General features: G+C 40.6%; 8 protein-coding genes. 4 read left to right on the plus strand and 4 right to left on the minus strand.

Annotated features, from left to right (window positions below; all coding sequences use genetic code 11):
- Window positions 1-43: 43 nt before the first annotated feature.
- The 4 genes from AB5062_RS01590 to purL all read right to left on the minus strand — a co-directional run bounded on the left by AB5062_RS01590 (window position 44) and on the right by purL (window position 8964).
- Window positions 44-616, minus strand: a complete 573-nt coding sequence (locus tag AB5062_RS01590) for a chromate transporter (protein WP_005843003.1) — start codon at window positions 614-616, stop codon at window positions 44-46.
- A complete protein-coding gene (locus tag AB5062_RS01595; RefSeq protein WP_005843001.1) occupies window positions 613-1161 on the minus strand; it encodes a chromate transporter in 549 nt (182 codons plus the stop codon). Before AB5062_RS01595 ends, AB5062_RS01590 begins: the two co-directional genes overlap by 4 nt.
- Before the next feature lie 4 nt (window positions 1162-1165).
- On the minus strand, window positions 1166-5182 hold the full coding sequence (locus AB5062_RS01600) for a hybrid sensor histidine kinase/response regulator transcription factor (protein ID WP_032946431.1): 4017 nt from the start codon (window positions 5180-5182) through the stop codon (window positions 1166-1168).
- 77 nt (window positions 5183-5259) lie between these two features.
- Window positions 5260-8964 (minus strand): phosphoribosylformylglycinamidine synthase, encoded by a 3705-nt coding sequence (gene purL, locus AB5062_RS01605; protein ID WP_032946432.1) that lies wholly within the window; start codon window positions 8962-8964, stop codon window positions 5260-5262.
- A gap of 150 nt (window positions 8965-9114) precedes the next feature.
- Here purL and AB5062_RS01610 point away from each other — a divergent pair, with 150 nt between their 5' ends.
- The 4 genes from AB5062_RS01610 (at window position 9115) to AB5062_RS01625 (ending at window position 12835) form a co-directional block, all read left to right on the plus strand.
- The gene (locus tag AB5062_RS01610) at window positions 9115-9774 is read left to right on the plus strand and encodes a LysE family translocator (protein WP_005842995.1); all 660 of its coding nucleotides are present in this window, start codon (window positions 9115-9117) and stop codon (window positions 9772-9774) included.
- 71 nt (window positions 9775-9845) lie between these two features.
- Window positions 9846-10388: a DUF4924 family protein gene (locus tag AB5062_RS01615; RefSeq protein ID WP_032946433.1), complete on the plus strand. Its 543-nt coding sequence runs from the start codon at window positions 9846-9848 to the stop codon at window positions 10386-10388.
- Between the two features lie 14 nt (window positions 10389-10402).
- Window positions 10403-11260, plus strand: coding sequence for a dTDP-4-dehydrorhamnose reductase (gene rfbD / locus AB5062_RS01620; RefSeq protein ID WP_005851079.1), 858 nt, complete (start codon window positions 10403-10405; stop codon window positions 11258-11260).
- Between the two features lie 6 nt (window positions 11261-11266).
- On the plus strand, window positions 11267-12835 hold the full coding sequence (locus AB5062_RS01625; RefSeq protein ID WP_005842989.1) for a peptide chain release factor 3: 1569 nt from the start codon (window positions 11267-11269) through the stop codon (window positions 12833-12835).
- The last annotated feature ends 17 nt before the right edge of the window (window positions 12836-12852 follow it).

A 12852-nucleotide genomic window follows, 5' to 3' on the forward strand; every position in this document is an offset into this window, starting at 1 on the left:
ATCATACGGATTTTTTTGATGATTTCCCATAATCGTCCTATTCTCAGTAAAGCAGGAACCCTGCCACTCCGCAAAGTATAATCATTAATATAGGATTGATTTTGTATTTCCGTGTACCTATAAAGGTTACTAGAAAAATAATTATACTGATGATGAATTGATACAAATCTATTTGATAACTGCCGAAGTTTTCAGCATTCATCAAGACGAGTGCAGCTGCTGCCAGCAGACCTACTACTGCCGGACGCAACCCTTTGAATACGGCTTCTACAACCGGATGCTTTTGGTATTTCAAGAAGAACCGGCTGATGATTACCATTAATATGAACGATGGAAAAACTACAGCAAAAGTAGCTATGCAAGAACCGAATATAGCCCAGCTTTCATTGTAGCCTGCATTCAATACCGCAGTATATCCCACATAAGTAGCAGAGTTGATGCCAATGGGACCCGGTGTCATTTGGCTGATAGCGATGATATCTGTAAATTCGCTGGCACTGATCCAATTATATCTTGTTACTACTTCTCCTTGTATCATGGACAACATGGCATAGCCTCCTCCGAAACCGAAGAGCCCTATTTTACAGAATGTGTAGAATAAATATAGAAAAATCATTTGGATGAATATTTATGTTTGTACTTGCCATATATAAAACCTCCCACGCCCGCTATTATGATAATGTAGACTGGAGACACGTCCAATACCCAGATAAGCAATGCGGATACTATTGGTATCCAGACAGTGTAACGGTTTATCTTGGCGGATTTTGCCATGGAGAAAGTGGGAGCTGCAATAAGGGCTACTACCGCCGGGCGAATTCCCTTGAATATATTCTCTACAATTGGGTATTGTTTGAACTGTTGAAAGAACAAGGCAATTGCCAATATGATAAAGAAAGAGGGGAGTATTGTGCCTAAAGCCATTGCCAATGCTCCACGGAATTTACGCAATTTATATCCGATAAATATGGCAATATTTACAGCAAATATTCCGGGTACAGACTGAGTGAGGGCTAATAAATCAATAAAATCCTCTTTGTCAATCCATTTTCGTTTGTCCACTATTTCATCTTGAATTAGGGGAACCATAGCATATCCTCCGCCAATAGTAAATAGTCCTATTTTTAGGAAGATAAGAAATGATTGTAAATAGAAATTCATTTTTTTAATTTTGTTTCATATAAGTGCTTGGTGGAACTCCGTAGTATTTCTTAAATGTATCCGTAAAATATTTGGGATCACTGAATCCCATCATATCCGAAACTTCGGATACGGTATAACGTTTGCTTTTCAATAAAATGCTAGCTTCGTTCATACGTACTTTACGTATAAAGTCACTGGGCGAATCATTGGTTAAGGCCTTTATTTTATTGTATAAACTACTCCGGCTCATATTCATTGCATCACATAGGTTTTCTACGTTCATTTCTTTGTTTATACTACTTTTTATGATGTCGGTAGCTTTTAAAAGAAATTCCTGTTCCAAACTGACCGTCGGATCATCTGATACCTCGTCTGCATTGAATTTGAATTGTGAGAAACGCTTTTTCATGATTTCCCTGTTCGCCAGAACGTTGGTTATGTTTGCTTTCAGTACTTCCATGTCAAATGGTTTGACTATGTATTTATCGGCTTTGGTCTGTAAGCCTTTGATAATACTTTCTTTATCGTTCAATGCGGTCAGCAATATGATAGGTATATGACTGGTTTCAATATTACTTTTCAATATATTGCACATTTTGTCTCCATTCATGATAGGCATCATTACATCCGACAGTATCAGATCAGGTTGTCGCTCTTTGATAAAATCCAGTGCTTCTTGCCCGTTTCCTACATCAGACACATGATAATCTTCCGATAGTGTATGCAATAGGAAAGTACGCAATTCCATATTATCTTCCACTATCAGAATGGAAGCGGCATGTGTTTTGACCGGCTTGTTTTTGATCTCTTTCACCAGTTCTTCCGGATTGCCTTCGATGACAGGCAGCGGGTCAATTACATCAGCTTTTTTGAATATACGGTAGTTGTATTTCCGACTTTTGATAGGGAATGCCAGTTTGAAGGTAGTTCCTACATTCTCTATACTGCTCATTGATATTTTGCCGGCATGGCTTTTTATCAGTTTGTAGGTAAGCAGCATGCCGATGCCGCTTCCTGTGATTTGCAGATTGATGGCATTATTCCCTCTGAATAGGCTTTTGAACATTTTCTTTTGTTCATTGGCGGGGATCCCGATTCCTGTATCTGTAATAGTGATGAACCAATGACTTTTATTTTTCTGAGTTTGCACAGTGACATTGCCCCCCTGACAGGTATATTTCAAGGCATTTGTCATCAGGTTACGGATAATGGAATCCATCTTGTTTCTGTCCAGCCATACTTCCTGGCTTTCGAAATTAGTTTCAAATATGATATTTATCTGTCTTTTGCGGGCATATAAATTGAACTGTTCCAAATAGTTTTTGATATAGTTGTTCAATTCGTATCGGGATACATATACAGTGGAGGTATACAGTTCCTCTTTTTCAAAATTAATCAGATTACTGGCTAACTCAGACAGATTGTCTGTATTTTGTATAGCTAGGTTGATATTGATTCTTCCCTGTTCGGACAGGTTTTCGTTTTTAAGAATCTCTCCCAAAGGAGCTTTTATCAAAGTCAGCGGTGTACGTATATCATGCGCCGTGTTGATAAAGAACCGGATTTTTTCTTTTGAATTGTTTCTGTCTTTCCTAAGCCACAAATAACGTAAGACAATTACTCCGACCAGTATAAAAATGATCAGATAAAGAATGCCTGCCCAAAAAGTAGCCCACCAAGGTGGGGTTACGGTTATGAAAAGTGAACGTTCTTCTAACAAATGGTGATCATCCATCAGGATGGCTCTCACTCTTAATTTATACTTACCGGGACCGATATTAGTGTAACGTATGCGGTTATTGTTCGTGAGTGAAGTCCATTCATCATAAAACCCTTCCAGTTTCCAGGAATAGACGATGTTGGAGGGATTATCATAATTGATGGAAGACACATCCAATGAAAAAATATTCTGGTCGTAATTCAGTATGATATGCCGGGTATCATCAATTTCTTTTTTTAAAGGGGAACCTTTTTCACCGGGCATTACTTTCTGATAGAGCAGTCGGAAATTATCAAATACCATTTTGGATTTGAATTGATGAGGCAGCGTGACGGTATCTGCCAGTTCAATGGCTCCGTCTCCACATCCGAAAATAAATTTTTTATCGCGTGTATGTACTCCGGCAGCTTGATTAAAGCTGGTAGACATCAACCCTTGTTCTTTTGTCCAGTTAGAGAATATTTTTTCTTTTGTTTTGAAACGGGTCAACCCTTTTTCTGTACTAATGATCAAATCGTCTTCCAAAGTAGACAGTATGCAATGAATATTATTAGATATCAGAGCTGAATTATTGACATGGTAATTAGTTACTTTTTCTGTATAATTGTTGTAAATCCATATACCGGAACCATGTGTACCAATGAAAGTGATGTTCTTTTTACTTTGATAAATAGTATTTATGCAGCCTAGTTCGGAGTCTAGATTCACCGCTTTGAGCTCTTGATTGACCTTATTGAACTGATACAATCCATTGATAGTTCCTATCCATAAATTGTGGGCGTCCTTATTGGTGATATAGGTGATAGGGAAATCCATTTTATAACAATGCATTTCCTTTGTATCCATATCATAACTTTTTAAATTGTAATATCCTCCGGCCCAAATCAGATTATCCCAATCCTTATAAATACAACGAATATATTTATCCGGTTTTATGGTGTCATCATTTAATGTCTGGGGAATAAAATATTGTGTGGTCATGTTTTTCTTATCTATTTTGTACATTCCCGACATATATCCTCCTACTAAAATAATTCCTGGCCGGGATTCACATATAGAGATAAATACATGATTTTGATTAGGTGTGTCATGCTGATAAGTTGATAATAAATTCGTCCATTGTTTGGTGGAAGGACGGTAGCAACATACGCCATTATTGGTCGCATACCAAATATCTCCTTCAGAATCTTCCAATATATAGTTCACTTGGTTATCTATCAGTGAGTTGGGATTGTCGTAAGAGTGCTGTATCCATTTATATCCGGGATATTTCTCGGAATATACAGTAATTCCTATAGGATAGACTGCCATCCATAATTTTTGATCATCATCAATATAGATATCATTAATGATATTACCGTTCATTTTATTGGAATGGTTGTGGTCGGCATTTAGAAAATTTGTCAATTCGTAAGTGCCCAAGTTTAATTTATATACGCCTGCGCCATTAGTTGCTATTAGCACCTCGTTTTCATTTTCTTTACTTGCTATGATAGAGTTGACATTAATGTCTTGTAGTCCGTTGTGTACATCAATCAGTTGGCGGCTATGGATATTGTATAGATAAATACCATCCAGCAAGGTACCTATTACTAGCATTTGGGTTTCCGGATGAAAATAGATGTAGTTCACTATATGAAAATTATCCAGTTCCGGATGCTTGATTGTTTCTAATCGGCCATGATTCAGTTTTGCACAGTAAATCTTGTGGCTGGATGCCAGAAAATATTGGTTGTTCGTAGATTTTGCAATATATGTGATTTCTTCCTTGATAGGACTTTCCAGTTGAATAAGTTCATGGGTATCTATGTCGAAAAGATATTGTTTGTTTTTAGTGCAAAGCAATATATTGTTGTCTTTGGAGTCAAGAAATGAAGCGGTGAGCGGCAGTCCGCTGTTGCTTTTGTCCTTACTGGCAAAATCGCAAACTAGTTCAAATTTATCTTGTAAGGAATTGTACCTGAATAGATGACCGGTTTTTCCTATCTCCCAAACCACTCCTGCCGTATCTGTTTGCAAAGTGTTCAAGTTAGGAAAAAAGTTCAATAGTTTTCCGTTGGCTGTTAAGCTATAGTGTGTGTATTGTTTTCCGTTGTACCTGTCTATTCCTTCGTGAGTGAGAAACCACATATAGCCCTTTTTATCTTTTCGTATAGATAAAACTCTACGGCTGCTCAAACCATTCTGAGTATCCAGATACTGGTATAGTTGAGCAACGGCAGGTGTTACCAAAATAACAAAAAGGCATATAAGTAAAAGAATTCTTCTCATATTATTAGGAGGCAAAATCCTTACAAAGTTCGTAATTTCCCTTAACATATCAAAATCTGTTATATACAAAAAAAGCGGTAATCAGTATGACTCACCGCTTTTTTAGTAAATATAACAAATCGTTTTTATTTTTTGTTCATCTCAATCCATTTTCTAGCATTGACAAATGCTTCCATCCATGGAGTAATCTGATCGTTCTTTATTCTATCAGCCGGATAATAAGCATTTTGCCATGGGAAACAAGAGCGTTCCAGATGAGGCATCATGGCCAAATGGCGACCGTCAGGACTGGCCAGACCGGCTACGCTGTAATCTGAACCGTTCGGATTGCCGGGATACTCATCGTATGAGTATTTCAATACAACATTGTATTTATCTTCATGATATGGCAATGAGAATTTACCTTCTCCATGGGCTACCCAGATGCCAAGCTTGCTTCCGCTTAACGAACCGAACATGACGCTTCTATTCATAGGAACAGTAACACCTACAAACTTGGATTCGAATTTATGTGAATCATTGTGCAGCATTTTCGCTTTCTTGGTGAAGTCTGGGTTAATCAGGTTTAATTCTATCATCAGCTGGCAGCCGTTACATACGCCCAATGACAATGTATCTTTGCGTGCATAGAAGTTATCCAATGCAGCTTTGGCTTTGGGATTGAACAAGAAAGCTCCGGCCCATCCTTTGGCAGAACCTAAAACGTCCGAATTAGAGAACCCACCGCAGAATACGATGAAATTGATGTCCTCTAATGTCTCACGTCCGCTGACCAGATCGGTCATTGTTACATCCTTCACATCAAATCCTGCCAAATAGAGCATGTAGGCCATTTCGCGTTCGCCATTGGTTCCTTTTTCACGGATAATAGCCGCTTTGATACCTGTCGGAGTACGACGGTCGGGGTTAAGGTCGAATTGTGAAAGTTTGCCGGTGAATGATTTGTCGAATACAAATTCCAAAGGTTGTTTCTTGTAGTTCTCGAAACGTTTTTTGGCGCAGCCGTTCATGCTCTGCTTGCGGTCTAGCAAGTAAGAGGTAGAATACCATACATCGCGCAGATAGTCTATGCCGAACTGGTAAGTCGCATCTCCCTTTTCTACCAGGATATGCCGTTCTTCAGTCGGTTTACCTAATTTTACGTAGCCTATGCCTGCGTCTTCCAAGATCTTTTTCACTTCTTCTTTGTGCTTATCTTTTACCTGGATAACAATACCCGGATTTTCGGCGAACAATATCTTGATAATGTCATCTTCCTTAATCTTGTTCAGGCTGATTTCCATACCACCTTCCATATTCGAGAAGCACATTTCAAGCAGTGTAGTAATAAGACCACCGGCAGAAATATCGTGACCGGCCATAATCAGACCTTTATTTACTAATTCTTGTACAGCCAGGAATGCGTCGCGGAAATATTCAGGATTTTGTACAGTCGGTACATCGTCACCTACTTTGTTCAGTGATTGTGCAAAAGCAGAACCTCCCAGACGTAACTTGTCAAAACTGAAATCAATATGGTAGATAGTGCTCTTTTCATCATTTACCAATACAGGAGAAACCACTTTCTTCACATCCGAAACTTCACCGCCGGCAGAAACGATGACAGTTCCCGGACTGATGATCTTTTCACCGTTAGGATATTTCTGAGTCATAGACAAAGAATCTTTTCCGGTCGGTACATTGATTTGCAATGAGCAGCAGAAATCGGAAAGGGCTTTTACGGCAGTGTACAGGCGGGCGTCTTCACCTTCCTGTGCGCGGCATGGCCACATCCAGTTGGCAGACAAGGAAATGCTGTCCAATCCTTCCGCCATCGGAGCCCATACGATATTAGTCAGTGCTTCGGCTACCGACAAAACAGAGCCTGCGGCCGGATTGGCTAAGGCGGCTTGGGGAGCATGGCCTAGAGAAGTTGCTATACCTTTTTCGCCACGATAGTCGAGAGCTACTACACCACAATCGCTCAGAGGCAACTGAATTTCACCTTGACATTGTTGGCGAGCGATTTTACCGGTTACGGAACGGTCTACTTTATTGGTTAACCAATCTTTGCAAGCAACAGCTTCCAGCTGAAGTACGCGGCGGATATATTCATTTAATTTGGAAGTTTCGTATGAAACATTTTCATAATGGCGCTCTACGGTCTTGTCAACCATGTAGGTTTTCGGAGAAGAACCGAACATCTGATCTACTGCCAGATCGAACGGACGTACCCCATCGGCCTGTTCAAAGGCAAAGCGGGCGTCTCCGGTTGTTTCACCTACGGTATACATCGGCGCACGTTCGCGATCAGCAATTTTTTGTACATGTTCAATAGCCGACTCGTCAATCAGCAATCCCATACGTTCCTGAGATTCGTTGGCGATAATTTCTTTGGCAGACAAAGTCTGGTCACCGATAGGTAGTTTGTCCATATGAATTAATCCACCGTTTTCTTCTACCAGTTCGGATAAACAATTCACGTGGCCGGCCGAACCGTGGTCGTGAATGGAAACAATCGGGTTGTTATCTTCTTCACACAATGCACGGACTACATTATAGGCACGTTTTTGCATTTCCGCATTGGCACGTTGAACGGCGTTTAGTTCGATTCCCGATGAGTACCGGCCTGTCTCAACAGAAGAGACCGAACCTCCACCCAAGCCGATGCGATAGTTATCACCACCCATTACAACGACTTTATTTCCTTTTTCGGGATGTCCTTTCAGACAGTCGCGCTGAGTACCGTAACCTACTCCTCCTGCCAGCATAATCACTTTGTCGTATGCATACTTCTCGCCGTTTTCCTGGTGCTCGAATGTCAGTACAGAACCACAAATCAGCGGTTGACCGAATTTGTTACCGAAATCGGAAGCACCGTTGGAAGCCTTGATTAAGATCTGTTCCGGAGTCTGGTATAACCATTGGCGGACAGGAAGGATGTCTTCCCATTCGCGTCCCTCATCAGTACGGGGATAAGAGGTCATATAAACGGCAGTACCAGCAATGGGCCATGAGCCCTTGCCACCGCCCATACGGTCACGGATCTCACCACCGGTACCGGTAGATGCACCGTTGAATGGTTCTACGGTTGTCGGGAAGTTATGTGTTTCGGCTTTCAGTGAGATAACAGTCTTGATATCTTTGATAATGAAATAATCGGAAGTGGAATGATCGGCCGGAGAGAATTGCTCTACTATCGGTCCTTCGGCAAATGCTACATTATCTTTATAAGCGGAAATAATCTTGTTGGGATTTTCAGCAGTCGTTTTCTTGATCATCTGGAACAAGGAAGACTCCATTTCCTGACCATCAATAATGAATGTTCCGCCGAATATCTTATGGCGGCAATGCTCGGAATTGATCTGTGCGAAGCCGAATACTTCGGAATCGGTTAATTTACGTCCCAAATCTTTTTCAACCTTCAGCAAATAGTCCATTTCCTCACGGGAAAGTGCCAGACCTTCTTTTTCATTGTATTCTTCGAGGTTCTCGATGTGAACAATCGGCTGGGGTTTGATGTTGACTGTGAAAATCTCCTGGTTCAATCCCTTATACATACGTTGCAGCATAGGATCGTACTCGGCGTTTTCGTCTTTTACAGGGAAATATTCCTCAATGCGTAAGACACCTGTAAGACCCATGTTCTGAGTGATTTCTACAGCATTTGTACTCCAGGGAGTAATCATTTCCCGACGCGGTCCGATGAAGCAACCTTTCAGGTTCTCTTCGTTCTCTACAGTGGCTTCACCATAAAGCCAGCTTAATTTCTGAATATCCTCAGAAGCCAGTTCCTGGCTGACTTCTGTTGCTATTACACTTTTAGTGGGTGTTCTGAAAAATAGAATCATAGCACTTTTATAGTTGTTTTGTTAATTGAAAACTAGTTCTAATATCAAGGGTCTATTAATAAGGTGCAAAGTTATATAAAAGAGACGGGGTATGAAAGAATTTTGAGCGTAAATATAGGTACTTTCGTAAAAAAGTAGCATCTTTGCAGCATGAATTGGATAGAACAAGTAACCATACTCGATTTATTGGTGAAAGGGCTTATCGTCGGTGTAGTGGTTTCTGCGCCGTTAGGTCCTGTTGGGGTACTTTGTATACAGCGCACACTGAACAAGGGACGATGGTATGGATTTGTTACCGGTCTGGGAGCTGCCCTTAGTGATATAGGCTATGCCTTGATTACAGGTTATGGCATGAGTTTTATGGATGATTTCTTGGCAAAGAACCAAGTTTTGTTACAAATTATCGGCAGTATCATGCTGTTCTTTTTCGGTATTTATACTTTCCGTAGTAATCCTGTCCAGTCTATCCGTCCTGTATCTTCTACCCCGGGCAGTTATCTTCATAATTTTGTTACTGCTTTTTTTGTGACTCTCTCCAACCCCCTCATTATATTCCTGTTTATAGGTTTGTTTGCCCGTTTTTCTTTTGTGATGCCGGGCAGTCCCATAGGCTTTCAACTGGTGGGGTATTTGGCTATTGTATTGGGGGCTCTTCTCTGGTGGTTCGGAATTACGTATTTTGTCAATAAAGTACGCACCCGTTTTAATTTACGCGGCATTTGGATTTTGAACCGTGTGATTGGTATTGTAGTGATGCTGATTTCAGTCGCAGGTTTCATTTATACTATTTTAGGAAAAACGATGTACTGACAAAGAAACATATCTTGTGTATCATACGTTGGTTTTTTAATTTTTTAATTATCAATTTTAATTTAAAAAGTATGTTCGTTTCCAAGCAGTTAAAAGAAAAGAATATAGCCGAGTATCTTATATATATGTGGCAGATAGAGGATTTAATCCGTGCCAACGGCTGTGATATGGAAAAGATAAAAAGCACCATCATAGCTCCTTATCCGTTAACGGAAGAGCAGAAAGCGGAACTCACCCAGTGGTATATGGATTTGATTGAGATGATGCGTCATGAAGGGATTATGGAAAAAGGCCATTTGCAGATTAATAAAAACATTATAACTTGGCTTACCGACCTTCATTTGCAGTTATTGCGTTCCCCTAAGTTTCCTTATTATAATTCTGCTTATTATAAAGTATTGCCTTATATTGTAGAGTTACGCGCTAAAGGTGCGGATAAAGAGGAGCCTGAACTGGAAACTTGTTTTGAGGCGCTTTATGGTATCTTATTGTTGAAATTGCAAAAGAAAGAAATCAGTGAGGAAACAAGAAAGGCACAAGAAGCAATCTCGACATTGCTGGCTATGTTGTCAAACTACTATATAGAGGATAAAAAAGGAGAATTGGAATTCTAATAAATGAAATAGAAATGAAGAATATATTGGTGACTGGTGCCAACGGTCAATTAGGAAATGAAATGCGTGTGTTATCGGCTGAATACAAGGAATATACTTGTTTTTTTACGGATGTAGCCGAATTGGACATTTGTGATGAGCAGGCGGTGATGACTTTCGTAAAAGAGAATAATATTCATGTCATAGTGAACTGTGCGGCCTATACGGCGGTAGATAAGGCAGAGGATGATATAGAGTTATGCACCAAGCTGAATAAGAACGCAGTGAGCTATCTGGCGAAGGCGGCTGAAGCCAACTGGGGTGAGTTTATTCAGATATCAACGGATTATGTGTTCGATGGCACGAAACATCTTCCTTATAATGAGGGGGATGTTCCTTGTCCCAATTCTGTTTACGGCAAGACCAAGCTGGCCGGTGAAACGAATGCATTGGAGTATTGCAAAAAAACAATGATTATCCGTACCGCATGGCTTTATTCCACTTTTGGGAATAATTTTGTAAAAACGATGCTCCGTCTGGGAAAGGAAAAGGAAACTTTGGGTGTGGTCTTTGATCAGATTGGTACACCGACATATGCCCGTGATCTGGCACGTGCTATCTTTACAGCCATTTATAAGGGAGTGGTTCCGGGAGTTTATCATTTCAGTGATGAAGGAGTATGTTCCTGGTATGATTTTACCAAGGCTATCCATCGTATTGCCGGTATCACGACCTGTAAGGTCAGTCCCCTGCATACAAATGAATATCCGGCAAAGGCTCCCCGTCCCCATTATTCCGTATTGGACAAGACCAAGATTAAAACTACTTATAACATTGAGATTCCTCATTGGGAAGAGAGTCTGGAAGCATGTATCAAAGAATTAAATGCATAATAAAATATGAATAGTGAAATAGAAAGAAGACGGACGTTTGCGATTATAGCGCATCCGGATGCCGGTAAGACCTCTCTAACTGAAAAATTGTTACTTTTTGGCGGACAGATACAGGTGGCCGGAGCCGTAAAGAGTAATAAGATAAAGAAGACCGCCACATCCGACTGGATGGACATTGAAAAGCAGCGTGGTATTTCTGTGACCACTTCTGTGATGGAGTTTGATTACAATGATTATAAAATCAATATTCTGGATACTCCGGGCCATCAGGACTTTGCCGAGGATACTTATCGTACTTTGACAGCCGTAGATAGTGTCATTATTGTGGTGGATGGTGCGAAAGGTGTGGAAACGCAGACACGTAAGCTGATGGAAGTATGCCGTATGCGTAATACTCCGGTAATCATATTTGTCAACAAAATGGACCGTGAGGCGAAAGATCCGTTTGATTTGTTGGATGAACTGGAGGAGGAACTCATTATCAATGTACGTCCTCTGACGTGGCCTATTGAAAGCGGTCCCCGTTTCAAAGGTGTGTATAACCTTTATGAACATAAACTGAATCTTTTCCAACCTTCCAAACAGGTGGTAACAGAAAAAGTGGAGGTTGATATCAATACGGAAGAACTAGACAACCAGATCGGTGCTCCTTTGGCTGAAAAATTGCGCGGAGAACTGGAACTGGTTGACGGTGTTTATCCTGAATTCAATGTGGAGGAGTACCTGAAAGGCGAGATGGCTCCTGTATTTTTCGGGTCGGCATTGAATAACTTCGGTGTACAGGAACTGCTGGATACATTTGTGGAAATTGCTCCGAGCCCCCGTCCTACCAAGACAGAAGAACGTGAGGTGGAACCCGATGAACCGAAATTTACCGGATTTGTCTTTAAGATCACAGCTAATATCGATCCTAATCATCGTTCATGTATTGCATTTTGTAAAATTTGTTCGGGCAAATTTTCCCGTAATACTCCTTATTATCATGTACGTCATGACAAGACGATGCGTTTTTCTTCTCCCACTCAGTTTATGGCACAGCGTAAAACAACAGTAGACGAGGCTTGGGCGGGAGATATCATCGGTTTGCCGGATAACGGAACGTTCAAGATCGGTGATACGCTGACTGAAGGTGAGAAACTTCATTTCCGTGGAATTCCCAGTTTTTCGCCCGAGATGTTTAAATATATTGAGAATGCTGACCCTATGAAACAGAAACAATTGGCTAAAGGTATTGACCAGTTGATGGATGAGGGTGTGGCACAGTTATTTATCAATCAGTTTAATGGACGTAAGATTATCGGTACGGTAGGGCAGTTGCAGTTTGAAGTGATCCAGTATCGTCTGGAAAATGAATATAATGCAAAATGCCGATGGGAGCCTATCAGCCTATACAAGGCATGTTGGGTGGAAAGTGATGACCCGGAAGAACTGGAAGCTTTCAAAAAACGTAAATATCAGTATATGGCCAAGGATCGTGAAGGAAGGGATGTATTCTTGGCTGATAGCAATTATGTACTTCAAATGGCACAAATGGACTTCAAGCATATTAAGTTCCATTTTACCAGTGAGTTTTAATTTGTTGTTGGAGGTGG

Origin of the sequence: Phocaeicola sp. RTP21359st1_B8_RTP21360_211022 (assembly GCF_040911965.1) — a bacterium.
GTDB lineage: Bacteria > Bacteroidota > Bacteroidia > Bacteroidales > Bacteroidaceae > Phocaeicola > Phocaeicola vulgatus.